This is a genomic window from Lysinibacillus sp. NPDC056232 (genome assembly GCF_042267565.1).
Classification (GTDB): Bacteria; Bacillota; Bacilli; order Bacillales_A; family Planococcaceae; genus Lysinibacillus.
The window spans coordinates 83,869-105,009 of the sequence record NZ_JBHJTF010000002.1 but is presented as its reverse complement, the minus strand read 5'-3'; the positions used below and the strand labels follow the sequence as shown (position 1 = coordinate 105,009).

Annotated in this window: 22 protein-coding genes and 2 pseudogenes; 3 read left to right on the top strand and 21 right to left on the bottom strand. The window is 34.8% G+C overall.

Going from position 1 to position 21,141, the window contains the following annotated elements; translation table 11 throughout:
- Positions 1 to 2: 2 nt before the first annotated feature.
- Positions 3 to 185 (top strand): hypothetical protein, encoded by a 183-nt coding sequence (locus ACFCYJ_RS02590; RefSeq protein ID WP_376070636.1) that lies wholly within the window; start codon positions 3 to 5, stop codon positions 183 to 185.
- Positions 124 to 729, top strand: a complete 606-nt coding sequence (locus ACFCYJ_RS02585; RefSeq protein WP_376070287.1) for a DUF1643 domain-containing protein — start codon at positions 124 to 126, stop codon at positions 727 to 729. The genes ACFCYJ_RS02590 and ACFCYJ_RS02585 overlap by 62 nt, the downstream gene beginning before the upstream one ends.
- Before the next feature lie 629 nt (positions 730 to 1,358).
- Here ACFCYJ_RS02585 and ACFCYJ_RS02580 read toward each other — a convergent pair.
- From ACFCYJ_RS02580 to ACFCYJ_RS02480, 21 genes and pseudogenes are all read right to left on the bottom strand, one after another.
- Positions 1,359 to 1,679, bottom strand: coding sequence for a hypothetical protein (locus ACFCYJ_RS02580; RefSeq protein ID WP_376070284.1), 321 nt, complete (start codon positions 1,677 to 1,679; stop codon positions 1,359 to 1,361).
- 170 nt (positions 1,680 to 1,849) lie between these two features.
- Positions 1,850 to 3,415, bottom strand: coding sequence for a putative ABC transporter permease subunit (locus ACFCYJ_RS02575; protein WP_376070281.1), 1,566 nt, complete (start codon positions 3,413 to 3,415; stop codon positions 1,850 to 1,852).
- On the bottom strand, positions 3,384 to 4,121 hold the full coding sequence (locus tag ACFCYJ_RS02570) for an ABC transporter ATP-binding protein (RefSeq protein ID WP_376070607.1): 738 nt from the start codon (positions 4,119 to 4,121) through the stop codon (positions 3,384 to 3,386). Before ACFCYJ_RS02570 ends, ACFCYJ_RS02575 begins: the two co-directional genes overlap by 32 nt.
- Before the next feature lie 114 nt (positions 4,122 to 4,235).
- Positions 4,236 to 4,538, bottom strand: coding sequence for a CPBP family glutamic-type intramembrane protease (locus ACFCYJ_RS02565; RefSeq protein WP_376070278.1), 303 nt, complete (start codon positions 4,536 to 4,538; stop codon positions 4,236 to 4,238).
- A gap of 76 nt (positions 4,539 to 4,614) precedes the next feature.
- Positions 4,615 to 4,806, bottom strand: coding sequence for a cysteine-rich KTR domain-containing protein (locus ACFCYJ_RS02560; protein WP_376070275.1), 192 nt, complete (start codon positions 4,804 to 4,806; stop codon positions 4,615 to 4,617).
- A gap of 85 nt (positions 4,807 to 4,891) precedes the next feature.
- Positions 4,892 to 5,677: a CPBP family intramembrane glutamic endopeptidase gene (locus ACFCYJ_RS02555; RefSeq protein WP_376070272.1), complete on the bottom strand. Its 786-nt coding sequence runs from the start codon at positions 5,675 to 5,677 to the stop codon at positions 4,892 to 4,894.
- 124 nt (positions 5,678 to 5,801) lie between these two features.
- Positions 5,802 to 6,911, bottom strand: a complete 1,110-nt coding sequence (locus tag ACFCYJ_RS02550; protein ID WP_376070269.1) for a DUF1648 domain-containing protein — start codon at positions 6,909 to 6,911, stop codon at positions 5,802 to 5,804.
- Between the two features lie 3 nt (positions 6,912 to 6,914).
- Positions 6,915 to 7,307 (bottom strand): GntR family transcriptional regulator, encoded by a 393-nt coding sequence (locus ACFCYJ_RS02545; protein WP_376070266.1) that lies wholly within the window; start codon positions 7,305 to 7,307, stop codon positions 6,915 to 6,917.
- 923 nt (positions 7,308 to 8,230) lie between these two features.
- Positions 8,231 to 8,575 (bottom strand): hypothetical protein, encoded by a 345-nt coding sequence (locus tag ACFCYJ_RS02540; protein WP_376070263.1) that lies wholly within the window; start codon positions 8,573 to 8,575, stop codon positions 8,231 to 8,233.
- Between the two features lie 359 nt (positions 8,576 to 8,934).
- The gene (locus ACFCYJ_RS02535; RefSeq protein ID WP_376070260.1) at positions 8,935 to 9,411 is read right to left on the bottom strand and encodes a GNAT family N-acetyltransferase; all 477 of its coding nucleotides are present in this window, start codon (positions 9,409 to 9,411) and stop codon (positions 8,935 to 8,937) included.
- Between the two features lie 134 nt (positions 9,412 to 9,545).
- Positions 9,546 to 9,845, bottom strand: a pseudogene (locus tag ACFCYJ_RS02530) (FAD-dependent oxidoreductase); the annotation flags it as partial.
- Positions 9,846 to 9,955: 110 nt separating this feature from the next.
- Positions 9,956 to 10,177: a hypothetical protein gene (locus ACFCYJ_RS02525; protein ID WP_376070257.1), complete on the bottom strand. Its 222-nt coding sequence runs from the start codon at positions 10,175 to 10,177 to the stop codon at positions 9,956 to 9,958.
- Positions 10,178 to 10,188: 11 nt separating this feature from the next.
- Positions 10,189 to 10,992 (bottom strand): arsenite methyltransferase, encoded by an 804-nt coding sequence (locus ACFCYJ_RS02520; RefSeq protein ID WP_376070254.1) that lies wholly within the window; start codon positions 10,990 to 10,992, stop codon positions 10,189 to 10,191.
- A 13-nt stretch (positions 10,993 to 11,005) separates the two neighbouring features.
- Positions 11,006 to 11,287: a Fe-S cluster assembly protein HesB gene (locus ACFCYJ_RS02515; protein WP_376070251.1), complete on the bottom strand. Its 282-nt coding sequence runs from the start codon at positions 11,285 to 11,287 to the stop codon at positions 11,006 to 11,008.
- A complete protein-coding gene (gene arsA, locus ACFCYJ_RS02510; RefSeq protein ID WP_376070248.1) occupies positions 11,284 to 13,053 on the bottom strand; it encodes an arsenical pump-driving ATPase in 1,770 nt (589 codons plus the stop codon). The genes ACFCYJ_RS02515 and arsA overlap by 4 nt, the downstream gene beginning before the upstream one ends.
- Before the next feature lie 2 nt (positions 13,054 to 13,055).
- Complete coding sequence (gene arsD, locus ACFCYJ_RS02505) at positions 13,056 to 13,415, bottom strand: arsenite efflux transporter metallochaperone ArsD (RefSeq protein WP_376070245.1); 360 nt, start codon at positions 13,413 to 13,415, stop codon at positions 13,056 to 13,058.
- A gap of 708 nt (positions 13,416 to 14,123) precedes the next feature.
- Positions 14,124 to 15,182, bottom strand: a complete 1,059-nt coding sequence (gene arsB / locus ACFCYJ_RS02500) for an ACR3 family arsenite efflux transporter (protein ID WP_376070242.1) — start codon at positions 15,180 to 15,182, stop codon at positions 14,124 to 14,126.
- Positions 15,175 to 15,501, bottom strand: a complete 327-nt coding sequence (locus ACFCYJ_RS02495; RefSeq protein ID WP_376070240.1) for an ArsR/SmtB family transcription factor — start codon at positions 15,499 to 15,501, stop codon at positions 15,175 to 15,177. Before ACFCYJ_RS02495 ends, arsB begins: the two co-directional genes overlap by 8 nt.
- A gap of 982 nt (positions 15,502 to 16,483) precedes the next feature.
- The gene (locus ACFCYJ_RS02490; RefSeq protein WP_376070238.1) at positions 16,484 to 17,308 is read right to left on the bottom strand and encodes a DUF4037 domain-containing protein; all 825 of its coding nucleotides are present in this window, start codon (positions 17,306 to 17,308) and stop codon (positions 16,484 to 16,486) included.
- Between the two features lie 164 nt (positions 17,309 to 17,472).
- Positions 17,473 to 17,565: pseudogene (locus ACFCYJ_RS02485) on the bottom strand (NAD(+)--rifampin ADP-ribosyltransferase); the annotation flags it as partial.
- A gap of 121 nt (positions 17,566 to 17,686) precedes the next feature.
- Positions 17,687 to 19,861, bottom strand: a complete 2,175-nt coding sequence (locus tag ACFCYJ_RS02480) for an ATP-dependent helicase (RefSeq protein WP_376070236.1) — start codon at positions 19,859 to 19,861, stop codon at positions 17,687 to 17,689.
- A gap of 646 nt (positions 19,862 to 20,507) precedes the next feature.
- Here ACFCYJ_RS02480 and ACFCYJ_RS02475 point away from each other — a divergent pair.
- Positions 20,508 to 21,122, top strand: a complete 615-nt coding sequence (locus tag ACFCYJ_RS02475; RefSeq protein ID WP_376070234.1) for an FMN-binding negative transcriptional regulator — start codon at positions 20,508 to 20,510, stop codon at positions 21,120 to 21,122.
- Positions 21,123 to 21,141 lie beyond the last annotated feature (19 nt).

Here is a 21,141-nt window from a genome sequence, read left to right as displayed (position 1 = left end):
TTATGCCACTGTTATTAAACACCTTAATCGAATCCGGTAACGGTAATTCCAAAGAACAAATTGAAGCCGAACTAAATGAATGGCTTTTAGCAAAGGGATATACCGTATCGCAAAATCATTCTTTTGCTCTCGGAGCAGCTACCCTCCCAAATTCAAGTAGGAAGAAATATAACCGTTTTTCATAGCAAATACAAAATTAACAACCATAGCCATTCAACTCACAGACGTTATTTTTTATCCCGTTGTTGGGATAGTAGTCTACCGACTATGACCTTCTTCGGTATGAATCCGAGTATTGCCTCATCTTGTTCTAACGATCCTACAGTAGAATTTATGATGGAGGTTGCAAAGCACAACAAATGTGGATCTTTGTACGTTGTTAACACCGGCCCTTTTATTAGGACCAAGGAAGCTGATGAACCGGATTTTGTAGTCGACGATGAAGCGTGGAAGTACATTAAATTTGCAGTTAGTCAATTCGAGATTGCAGTTTTAGCGTGGGGAAAGAGTGGCCAAAAATGGGGTATTCCTACATTATCTAGTCACTACCCATTAAGAACATTCTTAGCCACCAACTTGAGAAAACTTAGAGCTTTTGAATTTGGTAGATTAAACAAACGGATTAAGTTTCCGAAACATCCACTTCAAAGAAAAAATGGGTTCAAGGAAGACCATAAATTATTAACTTTAGATTTAGATGATATTAACGCATTAATCCCCCATTCCTAATGCTTTAGGAAGTTCATATAACTCAGGCTATTAATTTTTATACTTTATTTTTCAGCTCTAGAATTATATGCGTTCGGTCCACCTTCCATAATTGAACACATAGAATTAATAGTAATTGAACTATCCATTTAAATTCCCCCGCAGTCTGCTACTTTAGTTAAGTCTCGTTGGTTTGATTGACAAGACTAAAAATCCCTACTACTTCCGCAATTACTATTAACTCTAATTTTACGACGACGTTAATAATAACCTTTGTTTAACAAAAGAACTAAACTAATGTTTATAAGCCGTTTTGATTTGCCGGACTTATTACTGTTTCTCAGTCAAATTCAGTAAAATTTAAAAGAAAATTATCCAATCAATTAAAAAGAGTCGAACATACAAATTTGTATGTTCGACTCTTCAGACATTCCCGTTGCTAAGTTCATCACTCTTGTGAATAATTTTCATCAATATTGGACAATAGTCTAAATATTCCTCTAAAACAAAATTCTTTTCTTTCATAATCGCGCTATGTACTGACTTTAAATAATTATCGCTGATAATACTAATTACAAAATCATGTCTACAAATCGAATGCATAAAGCTTTTTACACTATCTTTAAATTTAAGCCCACGAATATCTCTATTTACATATTCCAATTTGATAAGATTGTATAAACCATAAATCCACCTACTACTAAGTTCCCAATAATTATAAATAGTAAGTTTCCTTGTAATTTAATATTTTTCTTTTTCCCTAATCCACCTAACGCAGTAATCCCTATAAAAAATGACAATACAGGATAAATAAAGATAAAATACTTACTGCCGTTCAAATTTGGACCGGCCATGTTGAAGGTAATAGGAATCTCATCCGATATATTTTGTACACCAATAATTGAAAACACAAAAAATAAGGCACAAAATATCCAAGGAATTATACGTACTGACTTTTTAGATTTATTCATAATAATCTCCATTCTCTCCCGTGTCCGCTTCACGACACAAACAGTAATGAAAACGAGTGAGCGGAACACTTTATTTTTTTAATAGATTTTTCAATTAATTGCGGTCTTTATTTAGCTTACCTTTTTTCAGTATTATTTATTAATTTCGTTTTCACACTACTTTTCCCAAATTAAATAGGTTCACCATTTATTGTTTTAGAATATAACATGCTAGTTACGATGCCCAAGCATAAAATAATACCAACATCATATATGCCTAATATCGAACCTGACCATAGTACTCTTGGAACTGCTGCAATGAGTACCAGAATCGCTGCACCGAAAAACCCCAATATACTTGATACACTCCGCTTTACTACTTGGAGTTCTGATTGCCAACTATAATTTACAAATCTTAAATTAATAGCAACACCGTATATTGCTGAAAATACTGCAAATACACATGGAAGAAGTACTAATATGATGGAATCAAATAATGTTGCTCCAAACACTCTTCCGATTATTATTCCGTTTATAATCGTAAGAGGTATTGTAACCGTAAGATTAACAAGTATCTTACTCTTTACAACCAATTCTTTCGACAATGGAAAAGTTTTGATTATCCAAATATTTTTACCTTCAAGTGAAAAAGACACGCTACTTGTATTTGATAGACATACCAACAATGACATTATATATGGTGTTACTCCATACAGAGTCGCTACTGTATTAATATTATCCATAGGCATTTTTTCCATCACTTTTGTGATTGAGCTCATTAAAGAAATCGTAAAAATAACCATCATGATCATTCCGAATCCTGTGTTTATTAAGTACGTTGTGGACGAAAATAGTCGCTTGATTTCTTTCACATATAATGCTTTTAATTTACTTGATCTTTTTAATGTTTTTACTTCATATTTTTTGTTACTACTCATTGATCGAATTTTAGTATTTAGTCCTTTGTATACAAACGAAAGACTAATAATGAAAATCACTGTTAACAATAATGAAACTGCTATATATATAAGAAAATCTCCCACTTTTCCTGTTACCAGTATTTTATTATACAAATAAAACATTGGATACACTTGGTTAGCCTGATTCAATATATTTGTTAATATCAATTTTATATCGCTTTGATCTAATTTATAACCACCACTCAATGTTAGTGCTAATACTAAAAATAAAATAATATAGCTAATTGAAGAGACCGCACGAGAATATTTTGCTCTCGATGAAACTTCTAAAACTAATATACTAACAATTGACGCTACAATTGATGGTACTAATGCAACTGTAAGTATTCCAATCATCATCTTTATCCAAAAAACTCCGCTTACTGTTCCTGTAAAGAAATATACTGCTCCCATTAGAAGCATGATTATTAAAGATACTACCGTATTCAAGAAATATATATATAAGAATCTACTTACAACTATTATTGATGTTTTAATAGGAAGTGACATTAATGTCTCATAATCTCTTTTTCCAAAAAACTCATCACTAGCACTAAAAAATGCTATAAACAATGATAAAAGAGTACTCAATAAAAATGAAAATGCAAGTATGTGTTCTCTCATATTATTTTCATTCAGCATATATCCAAGACTTGTAATATACGCTAGCCCGAAAACAGCCGCAATAAATATACCAACAATAGCCATTTTATCACCAATGCCGGCTTTACCTTTTAGGGTATTAAGTCTCACCAGTGAAACAATCCTAATTTTTAGAAGAATCGATAAATGCCTCATCTTTTAACTCCTTCATAAAGAACTCTTCCAATGTTTGATTTTGTATTATTTCATCCATCGTACCACTATAAACTAGCTTTCCACGATTAATCATAGCCACCTTATTACAAAGCTTTTCTGCAACATCTAAGACATGTGTTGAAAAAAATATTGCATTCCCTTTAGCAGTCATTTTCTTCATTATCTCTTTTAAAACAACTACTGCTTTTGGATCAAGACCTACAAATGGCTCGTCCAGAATCAAAAGCTTTGGTTCATGAATAATAGCCCCAGTTATTGCTAACTTTTGCTTCATTCCGTGAGAATAAGAGGATATTAGATTTCCAAGACTTTCTGTTATTCCAAACATTCCAGAATGTTCTTTTATTCTCTTTACTCGAACATCTTCCGGAACTCCGAAAATATCTGCTACAAAATTTAAATACTGGATTCCTGTCAAATGTTCATATAATTCGGGACTATCAGGGATATAAGCAAATTTCGATTTGCATTCAAGAGGCTCTTTCTTAATAGAATGCCCATCAATGTAGATGTCGCCTTCCTCAAAATCTAGTATTCCTACTACTGATTTGATCGTTGTACTTTTCCCTGCTCCATTATGACCTATAAATCCAAAAACATCGCCATTTTCAACACATAAACTTATGTTATCGACTGCTTTTTTTCCACCCTTATACACTTTTGAAAAATTTTTAATATCTAGGATTCCCATTCTTTCATCTCCTTAACTTATGATGTTTTATTAGTTTCTTCTAATCCAATTTATTGGTAAAAGGACGTAACTTTTTTGCTGATAATGTTACGTCCTTTTTTGATATTTTCACATAAAAAAGGAGAGAATCAACATTAGTAAATTCATGGCAATATGCGCAAACATATGTGCAAGCATGGCAAGTTCTAGATTGTGCTTCCAATAAATCCAACCAAAGAACAAGCCGCCTAAACTATTCATGAAGATCATTCGGAACCAAATGAATGCGGTCATTTCTGTCATAAGTGCGGTTGACCCGTAGTGACCTAATGCAAATAATAATGCGCTAATGAATATGGCAAGGATAAAGACCCAGTTAGAAGGTTTTGCCGATTTTCGATCAAATAGTTTCCATAAAACAAAAACTAACAAGCTCATAACACCAAAGATGAATGAACCTAAATTTCTATAAAAAGAACCGATAAAATGAGATATATTAACCTCAAAATTATCGGCTCTGCGTCTTAGCGTCTGGCTCTTTAATTATGGTAATTTTATATTTTTTTATGTTAACTAAACTTTCTTGTTTACATTTAGGACAGTAAAGAGGAAAGCTAATTAATATTGTATCGGCACATACCTTAGTACGTGTCTTTGAATCACAAATTGGGCAGTATATCCAATTGCTTTTTTCAATCATATAACCTCATCCTTTCTTGTCTACATCCTCATATAGATACATTTTCTACAAGCAAATTTTCAAAGTGTATTTTCACCGCATTTATTTAAAAGGAGAGAATCAACATTAGTAAATTCATGACAATATGCGTAAACATATGTGCAAGCATGGCAAGTTCTAGATTATGCTCCCAATAAATCCAACCAAAGAACAAGCCAGGTAAACCATTTAGGAGAATCATTCGGAACCAAATGAATGCGGTCATTTCTATATTACTTGCGGTTATGTTATAGTGACCTAATGCAAATAATAAGGCACTAATGAATATGGCAAGGATAAAGACCCAGTTTGAAGGTTTTGCCGATTTTCGATCAAATAGTTTCCAAAAAGCAAAAACTAACAAGCTCATTAAACCAAAACGCACTAGTAGTTCTTCTAGAATTCCTCCGTAGAGTAAAGCTGTTATAAATTCTAATGCATTATAAGGTCGTAATAGTTCTATTAAACCATCTGGTAAGAACGGTTGGAAAAGATAATCGAATCCTCTCAAAACGACTCCTGCAATCGAACCGAATATGATAGCTAGTTTAATCCCTTTTATCCATTCTGATTTTGACTTATCTCTAGCATGAGGGTGAATAATAGCCGATTTTAAACCTACTTTATGAGCAATGAAAAATCCAATGACAAGAGTAATGATGAATATAATAAAATTTGGAATAACGGCGAGTAAGCCTAACATTTCAGGTGGTCCTGATATCCCCGTCATTTCACTCAATTGCTCTAATTGAGTCGAATTTGTCGATAGTCCAAAAAGATACGAGAAAAATAATGCAATGATTCCAATCAAAAAATAAATTAATAATCCTTTAATACTTTTTTGCTTTATCATAAGTAACCTCCTAGCTTGAAAGTTATTGAATAACGTATCTTTGTTTCTTTTGTTATATTACAAAAGAACATATATTAGTCGAGGTCAATTTATCCCTGCAATAAAACATCCATTTTCCCCTCTCCTATCTACTTAGTAATATTGGTAAGCCAGCAGCTATGCCAATAATTCCGATTAAAATTAACCAAGCAAGCGGATTTGCTAAATTCATTGTCCAGCCAACTCCAAAACGTTTTTCTAAGAACCATGAGGGATCTTTTCGATTAAAATAAAATTGACCAAGTTTCCAATAATGATCGTCATCACGATTTATCACTGTACCATCTGTCGTTCTTACATTTTTCACACGACTTCCACCCTGCCCAGTTGTAATGGCAAGTACAATCACACCAATAATCATGATTGCTGTAATCATTAACGAAATTACAGTCATATAAGTTGTTAAAATCGAATAAATAAATGATAGCTGGATTACACTAAAAAGAACTGTAAGCAAGATTCCACTAGCAATTAGGAAAACCGACCATCTTCTACGAAAAATAATGTTTTGTTCTATTGATTCATCTGGATTTTGAGCATTCAGCTGTTGTTTTGATCTTCCAATCATCCAATTAATAAACATGAATAAAGCAATCATATAGATTTGTGTTATTGGCATGATTAAGACAGATCGATATGATTTTTCTGCCCAATTGGTAACCTCACCAAAGAAATCATATTTCATTGGAATCCGTTCAGGAATTCTTCCATACTGCGTAAAGGTAATAAATAGCGTGACAGCTACTAAAGCAAAAGCAATTAAAAACCAATAATTAGAATGAATTAATTTTTGCTGATAAAAATTTGTTTGTAGTACAATCTTCTGTTGTCTTTGTTCATTCCATTTCTCTTTTTCTTTGAGTTGTTTCATTTGCTTATGAAACACTAAATAGATTAAAAATGAAATAATCATAAAACCAAGTATAGTTATCGATAAAACAATCCCCATTGTCTCTCCATCGTTTGGAGAATACTTTCCTACGATAAAATAAAAAATAAATAGTATAACAATACTAAAAGCTGTCATAGCCGAAGCATATTGTTTTCGCATTTTTTTTAGTTTTTCATCCATATAGACATCAGACGGAATAGAAACTCCAAAACTCTCTGTACGTCGTGTCCAATACGGCATACCAATCAAACTAATAAAAATAGGTATGAATAAAATAATTGAAATCCAAATGATATGATCCATTGGTTAGCTTCCCCCCTGGTGAACATATGAAGTAAAAATCTCTTCACAAAGCTTCATAAAATCTTCTTTATTTACATCTCGGCAAATGGCCTCTGCAATTAGGGGATGTAATATTTCTTTCATTTCTTCCTGAAAAGATACATCTGCCTTTGGAATTCCCTCTGGATTAACCACAACTCCTTTTTGACGATGATTTATAATAAATCCTTTTTGTTCTAGCTCTTTATACGCTTTGTTCACCGTGTGTAAATTGATTCCTATATCTGCTGCTAATGAACGAACAGATGGTAATCGTTCACCTGGAACAAGCTCCTGCTTTGCAATACCTGCAATAATACGATGGATAAGCTGTATATAAATTGGTATTTTAGACTCAAACTCTAAATGAATAATCAAAGGAATCCACCCTCCTCTCTGTATAATGTATGTTATATTTGTAATATAACATACATTACCAATATATCAAAGAATTTTAATAAAAAAACCTTAACTGTTTTTATATGACAGTTAAGGGCTCTTTTTCATTGTATTAGGAATCATTATTATTAATATAAACAGTTATTAATAATAAAAGAAAGCTGTCATTTTGATCAATCTTTATTCAAAACGACACCTTTTTATATACAGTAAAGTCAAGGGTTTAGAGTAATTAATAATCAAACTTTTTTCTAAACCAACAGGTATAGGTTAGTATGGCTAGCGAAGAAGGTCGATGAACTATGGCCATAGAGCCCATCCGTTAGTCTGACTCCAACGATATTTACGCCTTTCTATCAAGTAATAGATACTGTTGAATTAAACCTTCCTATTAAACAAAATTCAGGAGAAAAGAGCGTATTAAATTGTGCTGAATTGGTACAGATATCTTACTGGAAGCCTGAAACGATAGGACAGATTATCTTTAACTATTGGAATTAATTGCAGTAGGAACTCCATAATATCTGGAGTTCCTACATCTTACTTAAAAATCAACATTAAAATTTAACAAAGCCTATTTTAAAAAAGTTGATAAGGAGAAATACTCCATATCAACTTTTTATCCTTTGTTAAGATAAGGTATCAACTAGCTTAGTTTGTTCACACTTATGAATAACTTTTATGAATATTGGACAAATCTACATTAAACGATAATTAGCATTATTTAAACGAATAATCCCCTTTTGAACGATAAAATATGGGAAACATCCGATAATTAGAAAGTTGTGACCAATGTATTTATATTATGTAAACTAAAATTACTATTGAGGAGAGGATAAAAGAAATCAATAAATATCAAAAAGCATAAGCTTTTTACGCCTACGCTTTTTCAAAAATTAATGTTAAGACAACATCGTTATTCTTTTACAAGCTATTTTTGCTGCTGGAATTTCAACACCAGCACCAAGTGCTGCATCTACTGATTCTCCCCAAGAACCACTGCTAGCCTTTATTTCTTTCCCTGCTGTCAAAACTCCCTCTGCTACAATTTCAACACAATCATAATAGTCTGGATTAGGATTACTTTCAAGATACTGTGCAGCTAATTCGTCTGCTTTCTTTTGTATTGAAAGTCGACCTTGTTCAGCCAATGAACTAAAAATACTCTCAGCTTGCCCACCAAAATGTACTATTTCGTCGTTAATGTCTCGACCAGTACGATGTGTTTCTCCCATTTCAGATGACATATTTAGTCCTCCCAATCCTTGAAATCTGAACTTTTTAAGTTCACAAATATTTTATCCAACTGAGATTGATCTTATCCATCAACAACTATTTCTTTTTGTTTAATGACTTTTCGGGTGTCCGTAGATTCATGTCCACGTACAATCTTTTATTTGTTGTGACAAGTTCCTCAATAATTTGTCGTGAACCGTTTATCGATTTTTTGAACGATAATTATCTTCGTTTAAACGTTATTTATGTTAATCAATGCTATTATCGATGAGTTTCTTCTGAAATACACTTGTTGACTACGAATATGATCTGAACAGCTTTTGCCTTACTATAGTCGTCACATAATCAATTATTTGACCAAATGATATTACTAAGGCACTTGTTCGTCGGTATCATGCCATTTCCCATGTAACTGAGCAATTTGTTCTTTCATACCAACTATTCTAAAACCCATCTTTTTATGTAATTGAATACTTGAAGCATTGATTGCAAAAATAGATGATTGAAGTGTCCAAAAATCTTGTTTTTCACTATCTTCAATTAGTGATTTAAACAACTTAGAGGCAATGCCTTTTCCTTTACTATTATTCGATAAATGAATACTTACTTCACCAACTCCAGAATACACAGCGCGTGTAGAGACAGGTGAAATGGCAATCCAACCAACCACTCTATTGTGTTCTTCTGCTACAAAGCGCAAAGCAGCATGATGTCCTTCATCCCATACTCGTTCACTTGGAACTTCCGTTTGAAAGGTAGCCATACCAGTATCGATTCCTTCTGGATAGATCTTTAATACCTCTTTTAAATCTTTTTGTTCCATTTTACGAATAAGTAATGTGATCATACAATTTTCCCCTTACTATTTTGAAAAGGACTGTTAGCAAAAGCTAACAGTCGAATAATTAACAACATGTATTTGATTTATTAAGATTACTACTGCATACGCCTGTTTCTGGTAGCTCTAATTCCATACGTTGCGAAATCAGTTTCCCCAAGTAAAGCTTTCGCAGCTTTATTGATGTTATATCGCCACGGAGAAAATAGTGTAACATGACCCCAAGTACGAATATTATGAGCTATTTCACTCCCAGCCTCTAGTAAAATAAAGGACTGATTTTGTTCCACTAAATGAGCAGCTGCAGCTAACCCAATTGGACCACCACCAATTATTACAGTAGGTAGTTCCTTATTTATATCACTAAAAGTCTCTTGTACCTCATTGTTTTTAGCAGTAGTACAGCAAGAACCATTTTGTTTAATTACGTTAAGTGTTTTCATAAATTAATTCCTTCTTCTCTATAAAATTTTGGAACATAAGCATTTTCTTATATATAGTGTATTTTTTACGTCTAGCATTAAGCTAGACGTAATTTAATATGATGCAACTATCAACCTTCATTTTCACACAATTTTTTCTCTATTTCTTTTGTAGCTTTTTCGAATTGGAACCATGTTGAATCGCCATAGCGTTCTTTATCTCCTTTAAAGAAGAAATCATAAGCAAATAATTCAGCCTGAGGTAATGTATATTCTCTACTTTTCATAATTAGAGTCAAATATGAAATGAAATATTCTTTTGTTAACACACTAGCATGATTAACGGTCACCATTGTTCACCCTTCTATTTAACGGCCTGAATAATAGCTGAGACAATATAACTTTCTAAATCATAATTAGGTTCCCATTCACGGATAAATTCTTTTGAATCATCTTTTGGTTCAATTGAGATATTTGTAAAGCCTGCATCCTTTAGCAGTTCTTCATATTCTTCAATTGAAATAGCACCAGAGATACATCCGGAATATAAATTCATATCTGTTAAATAACTTTCTGGTAAGGCTGCTGTTAACACAACATCTGAAATCGCTAAACGACCACCTGTTTTTAAAATACGGTAGGCTTCTTTAAATACTTGTTGTTTGTTTGGTGATAGATTGATCACACAATTTGAAATGATAATATCAGCTGTATGATCCGCAACAGGCATATGTTCAATTTCACCTAAACGAAATTCTACATTTTCAAAACCCGGTTTTTCTGCGTTCCGACGTGACTTAGAAATCATTTCAGGTGTCATATCAATACCAATTACCTGACCTTCTTTCCCTACCTTTGGTGCAGCTAGGAAGCAATCGAAACCTCCGCCAGAACCTAAATCGACAACAGTTTCTCCATGCTTCAAATCCGCGATAGCTTGTGGATTGCCACAGCTAAGCCCCATATTAGCTCCGTCAGGAATAGAAGCTAGCTCTTCTTTTGTATAGCCCATTTTTTGCGAAATTTCTTCAATGGAAATATTTTGATTGTCATCCGGATTACAACAGCTAGAAGCCGGTGTACAGCATCCTTGTGTGCTGTTTAATTTTAAGGCTACTTTCGCATAATTTTCACGTACATTTGCACGAATATCATCTTCTCTTTTCATTTAAAACCCCACCTTAGCAAGATTTTGGTGAATATCCTACTAACACTAAACCTAGTTCACCATTTTCTTCTTCTGCATGAATTGTGACTTCTGTTAATTGAGGGGCAATATCAGGATGAATGGCAACTTCGATCCCTTCAATTGTCTCTACAGCATCTTCATTTGTTGGTGCTTCTAAGCCCACACCTAAATTAACACCACAGCATCCTGGGATGCCGAAGAAACGCAGTGTTTTCACCTCAGAATCAGCTAATACTTGCTCTAAATAATTTTTACCTTCTGGACTCATTTTCATTTGATGTTCTCTCCTTTAAGTTCATGTAAACCTTTTGTTCCTACTGGTGGTGTTTTTACCCATGGGATTGCCACGAATTGATTGTTGCTGATGGATTTGATTTCTTCTAACCATTTTGTTTCGGCCTGTTGTTTTTGTATTAATGTTGGACTTGTTGTTTTGATAGATGAAAATGTCTGATTGACAACCCACCAACCAACAGATAAACCAGCTCGCTGTAAATCTTCCTGTAAACGTGTTGCTTCAAAAACAGGTGTTGCTTCAGGCAGTGTTACGATTGCTACACTTGTATAACTTGCATCACGTAATCGTGGTAACAGGTTTGAAACAGCTGGAGGGATGTCACCTTGCGAACGGCTTATTTCACGATGATAAGCTTCTGTCGCATCTAATAACAACAACGTATGACCCGTCGGAGCTGTATCAATAATAATGACTTCATCTTGATGATTTTCTACAACATTGGCAAACGCTCGGAATACTGCGATTTCTTCTGTACAAGGAGAAGCCAAGTCTTCTTTGACAAATGCTAAACCTTCTTCATTCATCGTTTCACTGGCCTTTGCAAGCACTTCTGCCTCATAGTTTGAAACTTCTACTTTCGGATCAATACGACTAACCGTTACATTTTTAACTTTGTCATCTCCGAATGTCCAATTTAGATGAGCGGCTGGATCTGTTGTAGTTAAATGCACATGCACGCCCTCTTCTGCTAATCGTAGGGCAATATACGAAGCAACTGTAGTTTTACCAACACCACCTTTACCCATCGTGAAAATAAGCTTCGGTTTTCGTTCTAAATAATGAGTAATCATTTCCTCTACTTCTGGAATTGTAATACCTTTTTCTGGTTCATTTTCATGTGTGATAACCTGATCTGTCATCCATGCTTGCATACGCTCCATATTTGATAATGAGTAAGGTACAAACGGTAAGTAGTATTGTTCAAATTGTTTTAACTCTTTAGGAATCATCTCTAATGCTTCAGTTTGGCGTGCAATGAATGCTTTCTCCATTTCATCATTTGAATTAAGATCTTTCATATAGCCATTAACTAGTAAGATCTGGTTTTGAATGCCGATTTCGAACAGTTCATGAGATGCACGTGCTGCCTCTTTTAAAGGATTTACATCAGGACGTGTCACAAGCATTAGTGTCGTTTGATCGGCACTTTTTAAACGTTCAACAGCCTCTTTATAGATTTCACGTTGAGGCTCTAGTCCTTTTAATGGACCTAAACACGAAGTACCAGTAGTGTTATCATCTAAAAATGTAGACCATGCAGAAGGTAGTTGTAATAGACGTAATGTATGCCCTGTTGGAGCTGTATCAAACACGATTGTGTCGAAGCTTTCAATCATTGAACTATTTGTCAATAGTGTTGCAAATTCATTAAATGCAGCAATTTCAACTGTACATGCACCTGAAAGTTGTTCCTCCATGTTTTGTATTACAACATCAGGCAGTTTTCCTCGGTACGGGCCAACCATTTGCTCTTTATAATGTTGTGCTGCCTGTTCAGGATCTAAATTTAATGCAAATAAATTGTCTATACCTTCAATTTTTGTTGGGGTATTAGAAAGTGTTTGACCGAAAATATCTTGTAAGTTGGATGCTGGGTCCGTACTAATTAGCAGCACCTTTTTTCCCTCATCTGCAATGGCTATTGATAAACTACAAGCTACAGACGTTTTTCCAACGCCCCCTTTCCCTGTGAAAAAGAGGAAAGGAGTATCCGGGAATTGACTTCTTGTAAAGCGTTCCATTTTTACGCATCTCCTTTTAGTGATATGCGTACTTTTGGTTTTTGTACTAGTTCTTCTTCTGAAAGTCCTGACCACTGTGAAAATTGTTCATTTGTAGGGTATTTCCCTTTACAAAGTAGTTCTCCATCTACAAACGTTGCAGGCAGTGCATCCATTCCTTCTGACATTAGAAGCTGATTGATGGCTTCATTTTCTACAAAGGCATTTGGTTCATTTGTTAAATTAAATCGTTCAGCTTCTATATCTGTTTTCTTTAAATTATTCATTACAAATGACATACGTAATAACTCTGGGTCAATAGATGGTCCACATAATCCTGTAGAACAGCACATTGCTTGCTCATAAATATGAATTTTTTTCATTTTATTTCGACTCCTCTGCTACAAATTGTTCAATACGTTTGCCAATAACATCACGCACGTTTCTGTGTTATATATACTAAAAATAAGGACAAATAATATAAGGTATTCATAATAAGTAGTGGAATACCCTATATTATTTTCCTCTGCTAAACAATTCCCTCAAAGTATTCAGTAGTAATATGGTTTTAACACCTAATTTATGTTAACCTGAAAATGTAATTTCATTAACATAAATTAGGGGGTTAAAATGTCTCATAGTTTTAGCTTTTATTCACTCATTGTTTCTTCAATTTTGTTTGTCATCCTTGTATTTATGAATTTTTTGGGATATTGGACAGCAGATAGATTCCAACAAATTCTATATTTCATTTGTATGGTATCGGCAGTTTTCGGTGCGGGTATTGAAACAGGAAAAAAACTAAAAAACAGAAGCTGATTAGAATGTTCTAATTGGCTTTTTTACTGCACATTTTGTTTCAAATATATAGTGGAATATAGTTTTTATAAGTTACATTCCACTATTAATTACGAATAGCCTTATTTAAAAAGTAGGTTCTGTTTAACTTGATTGTTGTTTTTCGAGTGGCGATTAAAAACTAAATAACGCCATTTTCTAACATCTTAAAGTTTCCTTTCTACAAACATAGTTATTGGCGTACCCTTTTCATAATGTTCATCTAATACATCCCACATTACTCCTTATAATTCTTATAATTTAATAGTTTTAAAATATTTCTTTTGCCATCGTAGAGCAACCCATACAAGTCCAATGAGTACAGGTACTTCAACAAGTGGACCAATGACAGCGGCAAAAGCTACTCCACTATGAAGTCCAAAAACACCTACAGCTACAGCAATTGCTAATTCAAAGTTATTACTAGCCGCTGTAAACGACAGGGCGGCTGTGACAGGATAGGACGCCCCTGCTTTACGTGAAGAGAAGAATGAAACAGCAAACATCACAACAAAGTAAATAAATAATGGGATAGCGATTCGTACAACATCGAGTGGTAATTCGACTAATTTTTCACCCTTTAATGCAAACATCATCACAATGGTGAAAAGCAGTGCAATTAAAGTAAGTGGAGAAATCTTAGGTAAGAATTTTTCTTCATACCACTGCTTCCCTTTTGTTTTGATGCCGATCCATCGTGTTAGAATTCCGGCAGCAAATGGTATCCCTAAGTAAATAAGTACGCTTTTCGTAATTTCCCACATTGAAATGGACACATTGAAATTCTCTAAACCAAACCAACCAGGTAGTACATTTAAGAAAAAGTAGGCAAAAATCGAATACGTTAAGATTTGAAAAATGGAGTTAAATGCAACTAGACCAGCAACATATTCACGATCTCCACGCGCTAAATCATTCCACACGATTACCATTGCAATACATCGAGCTAAACCAATCATAATGAGCCCTGCCATATATTCTGGATAATCTCTTAAGAAGATGATCGCTAAAAAGAACATTAAAAACGGACCCAACAGCCAGTTTTGGAATAGTGACAGTAAGAGAACCTTCCAATCCTTAAATACACGCCACATTTCCTCGTATTTCACTTTTGCCAAAGGTGGATACATCATGACAATTAACCCTAAAGCAATCGGTATAGATGTGGTCCCAATAGACATGGATTCTAATGCTTCGCCAATATTAGGCATTGTAATACTTAATAAAACACCTAGCCCCATCGCTACAAAAATCCATAACGTAAGGTAGCGATCTAGAAAAGAAAGCTGTTTCGTTAAGGATTCATTACTCATTTACATCTCCTCCTATATGGCAACAGTCTGTGCCACAATCGCATCCAGTTACAGGCTGGATTTGTTCTAAAATGCCCTTCATCAACGGCGTTTGCTCCTCAACTAAACGATAATGTTTCCAAGTTCCTACTTTTCGCTCAGTAATAATACCTGCCTCCTTTAATTTTCGAAGATGCTGACTAACTGCAGGTTGTGATATTCCTAGAACATCCACAAAATCACATACACAGACCTCCCCATTTTTCATGCATGCAAGTAGTTTAATGCGATTCAAGTCAGCTGCTGCCTTTAGTTGTTTTTCAATTAGTGTGTTTTCCATATCTGCTCTCCTTGTATAATCATTTGCTTATATATGGTTTAAAATAAAATCACCGGATAAATACAGGTGACTAAATTAATATATAACTATACACTTATATTATGCTTGCTGAATAATAAATGCAATAGATTTCCACCCATTTTTCTAAAAAAATTGACCTTTTACAGATTCTCCGAACGAGAAAGCCCATGCAGGGTGTAGCCCGTCTTTAGATGAAAGTGAGGTCAGACTAAGAGGTAACATTTGCTACCTTAATTGTCTGAAAGGGTGTTATACTTCATCTATAGACAAGTAAAAGTCTATAAAACACGCTCGTTCATTGAAAATTGGATATTGTATAAGGTTCGATAGCCTAATTCATGCTATCGGTAAAACAATATGTGTCGTCATGAAAAAGACGCTAAAACACATCGAACGAAACCAACTATACGCTATGGTAACAGTAGCGTAGCCTTATCTGCTATATGCACTGGATAGGGAGGGGTAATGGGATACTACCCCAATCTTGAGAGCTGTTCAAAACAGAAATGGACTGCGAACGCTTAGTTACTCAGGAATCCCACTGACATTAGTCAGCTTGTCCCTTTAGGGGTGGGAGTCTCAATGTGATACATTGCATATATGTACAATTGAGAACTGGGCATTAGTGTTACGCGCTATAACATTAATGACCTATGCAAGTTTAGCTGTTTCAATTTTATTTGCTCCTGCTTTTGCTGCATTCACGAGGTAAACCCTTAAAGCCATTGTTTATCCTAAACATTTCCAAGTGTTGTTGTTTAGTAACCGTATTACAAAGAGTAATAAAATTCTTCTGCTGTGGCACTTTAGTAGTCTCTTGCCTGAAACCCAACGTCTTACCATTGAATGATTAATTTCTAATTCTTTCGCTACTGCTATATAACTTATTAAATGTTTATCTTTTATACCCTCTGACTTTTGGTCACTCTATCTCAAGTGTCCCTCTAGTTGTACTGCCCCTTTACTTCAGAAATCCAATTTGCTTCTTTTGTTCACTTATATTCAATTCTGGGAAGTATTTTTCAACAAGAATTAGTACCTCTTCAATTAATACTTCCAATTCATATAGACCGTGTTCTGGATTTCTTAACAAAATATTGGTCATTCGATCATAGAGATTTTTAGGTTTGATTCTCATTTGTTCAATACTATATTCCATCCACTTAAATGCAGGATGATGTACATACATTTTATTCATACCGAACAAAACACCAAGCAACTTCTTTTGTACTTCACAAATTACATCATAAAGCATAAGCCAATCTTTTCGTTTTAATAAAGCTTTTCGGTTATTCCATCGGTTTCCTAACCAAAGATTTTCGGAAATCATATATTTAGAAAGTTCTAAGGGATATTCTACAACTCTATTTTTTAACTCTCTTATTTTTTCTTTTCCATATAAACTTACTCCATCATAAATTGAGGCTACAATACATTGTTGATTATAGGCAGTTTCGTACTTATCCACCACATCTGAGATAAAGCGTTCAACTGTTATGGTTAAAAAGTTGCTTATTTCTAATTTAATCCCATCTCCAGTTAGATAGGATTCAGACCACTCTTCCTCTTCATAAGGATGATACGCCAAAATGTTTCCATCAACCTTTTTAATGGGGGTCTTTCGGTCTTCCTCTTCTGGTGGTGTTGACCACAAAATGTGCAATTCTATGTCCGAATTTTCATCCTGTAAGTTTCTTGAAACCGATCCTGCCAGGATTATAGCTTCAATTTTCGGGTTTTGCAAATAGACTTCTGCCATATCTTTTGATTTCTGTAATAATCTCATTTGCATCCTCCATCATCTCCTAAGTCTTCAGTTTCTACATTATTTTACAACACTTTCTTGTTCATTTTTCAACACCAGCCAAATACGAAGTTTATGACCCAAAGTCCGAATATTATAAGCTATTTCACTTTCAGATATGATGTGCAGAAATATCTTCAAGTGGGATAATAAGGTTCAAGTAGGTCTCCGATTTTCAGTTCTGCTTTAGTACCATGAAAGAACGGACCGAGATCTAAGATATTATTTTTGTCATTCATATAAACGCACCCCTTATACTTTTTTTAACTTGCGTATAACAGTATAAGGTAAGGAATGGGTGAAAAAGTAGTCTATAAATAATTATCAGATGGGGTTATAATATAAGTAGAGAGTAAGACGTTAACGGTATTCAACCGTTCTTTCTTCAATCGTTTCTAAATAGCCTTGCTGTAAACATGCATCCGTCAAAAAATTCTTAATCCCCGTAGCAAATGACAATTCAATCGTGCTACTCGTAACGGCTAATATTTCCCCTTCTCCCAAAATCACATGCTTTACTTTTGAGCCAACGATTAACGCTGACTCGGTTGTAATCGTCCGCTCATTACGGTATTGCTTCGGTGCTTTCTTTAGACTTTTCGGCGCTTTCTTTGGCAATTCCTGCGGTGAGACGATTTGTTTTAACGCCTTCATGAAAATCGATGGCACCACACTTGTTTTAAAGCGCTTACTATACGAAATTAATTCCAAATGGCGAATCGCGCGCGTGATACCGACATAAAAGAGTCGCGTTTCTTCTTCGATTTCTTCTTCTGCCTCACTAGGTAAAATCCCCTCAATCAAGTCAATCAAATACACATGGTCAAATTCCAAGCCTTTCGAACTGTGCAATGTTGTCAGTGTAATTGCATTCAATTCATTTTTTATATTGGACGAACGTGCTAAATTTTCAAGCTGCTTCAAACGACCTGCAAATTCGGTCATCGTCGGCGTATGACGAGCAATTAAACCAAGTACATCCACAATATCTAGTAAATTTTCATAATTAAATCCGAGGTTCTCACTCATTTTCTTTAAGGTACGCTCATAACCAAAGTCATAACGGATATGCTCTAGCATGGCTGTTGGCGTCGTTTTATCAAATTGAATGCTATCATACGTTTTGCGAATCCGCTTAATATATTCAGGCTGATAATCCTTTAACTCCACATGCTCTAACAACTGTGTGAATACACAGCTATCCTCCTGCACTTTCTGTAGCGCCTTCAATTGCGTTGGTGTAATATAAGCATTCATTTTTCTGTAAACTTTTTCAAATACCGTGGTATTTTTTGTATTGTACGCTAGACGCATGAAGTTCATAATATCCTCCACTACCCAATGCGTGAAAAAGCGAATCGTGGAATCTTTCATATAGAAAGGCAAACCTGCTCTGTCAAACGCGTCCATAAGCGGAATGGCTGACGTATTATTTCGATATAAAATAGCCGTGGAGCCACGCTTAGCCAGATTCTTCAATCGGTCCACTAAATATTTGGCCTGTAAATTGTAATTCTCTAAGATTTTAAACGAGATTGGCTCTGCTGCAGGATTTTCCGTAAACATTTGCTTGTTATAACGCTTTTTATTTCGCTGAATGAATATATTGGCTGGCTCTACAATCGTTGCAGATGAACGATAGTTTTGCGTCATAAGTAAAACATGCGCCTCCGGATATATCTTTCGGAAATTCAACAAATAATCTGGCTCTGCACCACGCCAGCTATAAATGGCCTGATCCTCATCTGCAACGACGCATAAATTTTGATGGACTGCGACGAGCTTCGCGATGATCGCATGTTGAACGGGCGATGTATCCTGACTTTCATCCGTTAAATAATAATCGTAGCGGCGTTGGTATTGCGCCAACACCTCTCGATTTTTCGTGAAAATATCATTCGCCATTAATAGCATATCGTCAAAATCAATTAACAAACGGTCACTACCTGTGCGTTTATATTCCTCATAACGCTGTAAAATCTCGACTTTTCTTGGCACCTTTACTTCTGCAATTGCCCATTCCTGTTCTGGCAGCATTTTATTTTTGATAAACGTTATGTACGTCAGTAGCTCGTCTAACTGGTCTTCGGTAATTTTTGAGCCATTTAATTGTTCAAAAATCTCGCGAAGCACTCGTTTTTTTGAAACAACACCAGGCTTGTCCGATTCTTCAATGATGCCGTACGAAATGCCCTGACGTTCAAGTGTCTGCCGCACAACTTGAAATGCTAAACTATGAATCGTCGAAAAATCAACCGGTGGCAAATGCGGGAAAAACTTTGCAAAACGTGACTTCATATCACCGGCCGATGCCTTACTAAACGTGACAGCCTTTATGCGAGAAGGATTCACACCAAGCGCCTCAATCATATAGCCAATACGCATAATAATCGTCGTCGTTTTTCCTGAACCTGGAGATGCCAATAGTAACAGCGGGCCATTCGTTTGCAACACCGCCTGCGTCTGCACATCATTTAGACGAACACCAAGTGAACGCTCCTTTTCCTCAAAAAACGCTTTTTGCGCTCCATTCATATCAATCGCTCCGTTCCAAAAAATCTATTCTTTATTATACCAAATGATGAGGATTCATCCGCAGCATAATATTATAGCAAAGAAAGAATAAAGGTAAGCGTCAAATAGCACCCACCTGTTTTGTTCAGGGGGCGCTATTGCTATCATAATTTAAATCATTATTTTTTCGACACCTTAAAGTTAGTCAGAATCTTCTCTGATCTGGGCATGAGCTAGAGGACGATTATGATGGTGAGTTTAGATATGCTGGGAAACCAATACCCGCTAAGTAATCCTTTTCAAGTTCTACAACAAATAGCCCCTCTCTTTCTCTACTTACCACATCCCCTTCTACAAGAAGCTGTTGATATGCAGCGTCAACTGTGTTGCGACTAATGTTTAAATGTTTAGCTAAGCTTCGTTGAGATGCAATTTGGTTTTAGTTCAACTTTTATGAATTTATATAAATTGAAAATATAGTGGTTCTTCATATTGGTGTAATTTCAAGCATATATTATTGGCAAATAACATTCTTGGCACTTTTAACAATACCAGAGGGTTATTATAATAAAATCTACATTGTGGCAGAGAAAATGTAAACACATGTCCGATAATAATTCTTTTTAAAAAACCACAATGATTTCTATTATATAAGGAGAGATTTAACATGTATATTCCTAAGTACTACAAAATAACTGATGTAGAAGAAATCAAAGAATTTATTAAAGACAATTCCTTTGCAACAATTGTTTCCATAAGAAAAGGAAAACCAATAGCCTCCCATGTACCATTATTATTGAATAAAATTAAGGATGAATATTTCCTCACAGGTCACTTTGCATATGGAAATCCTCTATGGAGAACTTTTGAGGACATAGATGAAATATTAGTTATATTTAATGGTCCACATGCGTATATTTCGTCTTCTTGGTATGAAAAAGAAAATGTGCCGACCTGGAATTATCAATCCGTTCATGTTTATGGAAAAGCAAGTCTCATGGAAGGAAATGAGTTAGAACAGGATTTGACTAATTTACTTGAAAAATATGAGGGATTTCGTGAAAACCCTGTATTGTGGGATAATCTTTCTCCTGAAATGTTACAACAAGAGATAAAAGGAATAAAAGGATTTAGAATTAAAATAAAAGAAGTTCAAGCTGCCTATAAATTAAGTCAAAATCGTAATGCTACTGATTACGCAAATATTATAAGTAAGCTTTATAAAGAAGAGGATCCTAATGCTTCTGCAGTGGCAGAAGCCATGAAGAAAAATAGAAAGTGATTAAAAAAGAAGGCGGAAA

What these genes read in the sequence shown, in the direction of transcription:
- ACFCYJ_RS02520 (WP_376070254.1), bottom strand. Translation starts at nt 10,992, where the DNA reads ATGAAAAGAGAAGATGATATTCGTGCAAATGTACGTGAAAATTATGCG.
- ACFCYJ_RS02560 (WP_376070275.1), bottom strand. Translation starts at nt 4,806, where the DNA reads ATGATTGAAAAAAGCAATTGGATATACTGCCCAATTTGTGATTCAAAG.
- ACFCYJ_RS02555 (WP_376070272.1), bottom strand. Translation starts at nt 5,677, where the DNA reads ATGATAAAGCAAAAAAGTATTAAAGGATTATTAATTTATTTTTTGATT.
- ACFCYJ_RS02515 (WP_376070251.1), bottom strand. Translation starts at nt 11,287, where the DNA reads ATGAAAATGAGTCCAGAAGGTAAAAATTATTTAGAGCAAGTATTAGCT.
- arsD (WP_376070245.1), bottom strand. Translation starts at nt 13,415, where the DNA reads ATGAAAAAAATTCATATTTATGAGCAAGCAATGTGCTGTTCTACAGGA.
- arsA (WP_376070248.1), bottom strand. Translation starts at nt 13,053, where the DNA reads ATGGAACGCTTTACAAGAAGTCAATTCCCGGATACTCCTTTCCTCTTT.
- ACFCYJ_RS02535 (WP_376070260.1), bottom strand. Translation starts at nt 9,411, where the DNA reads ATGATCACATTACTTATTCGTAAAATGGAACAAAAAGATTTAAAAGAG.
- ACFCYJ_RS02525 (WP_376070257.1), bottom strand. Translation starts at nt 10,177, where the DNA reads ATGGTGACCGTTAATCATGCTAGTGTGTTAACAAAAGAATATTTCATT.
- ACFCYJ_RS02480 (WP_376070236.1), bottom strand. Translation starts at nt 19,861, where the DNA reads ATGAATGGAGCGCAAAAAGCGTTTTTTGAGGAAAAGGAGCGTTCACTT.
- ACFCYJ_RS02590 (WP_376070636.1), top strand. Translation starts at nt 3, where the DNA reads ATGCCACTGTTATTAAACACCTTAATCGAATCCGGTAACGGTAATTCC.
- ACFCYJ_RS02475 (WP_376070234.1), top strand. Translation starts at nt 20,508, where the DNA reads ATGTATATTCCTAAGTACTACAAAATAACTGATGTAGAAGAAATCAAA.
- ACFCYJ_RS02580 (WP_376070284.1), bottom strand. Translation starts at nt 1,679, where the DNA reads ATGAATAAATCTAAAAAGTCAGTACGTATAATTCCTTGGATATTTTGT.
- ACFCYJ_RS02495 (WP_376070240.1), bottom strand. Translation starts at nt 15,501, where the DNA reads ATGGAAAACACACTAATTGAAAAACAACTAAAGGCAGCAGCTGACTTG.
- arsB (WP_376070242.1), bottom strand. Translation starts at nt 15,182, where the DNA reads ATGAGTAATGAATCCTTAACGAAACAGCTTTCTTTTCTAGATCGCTAC.
- ACFCYJ_RS02575 (WP_376070281.1), bottom strand. Translation starts at nt 3,415, where the DNA reads ATGAGGCATTTATCGATTCTTCTAAAAATTAGGATTGTTTCACTGGTG.
- ACFCYJ_RS02550 (WP_376070269.1), bottom strand. Translation starts at nt 6,911, where the DNA reads ATGGATCATATCATTTGGATTTCAATTATTTTATTCATACCTATTTTT.
- ACFCYJ_RS02540 (WP_376070263.1), bottom strand. Translation starts at nt 8,575, where the DNA reads ATGTCATCTGAAATGGGAGAAACACATCGTACTGGTCGAGACATTAAC.
- ACFCYJ_RS02490 (WP_376070238.1), bottom strand. Translation starts at nt 17,308, where the DNA reads ATGAGATTATTACAGAAATCAAAAGATATGGCAGAAGTCTATTTGCAA.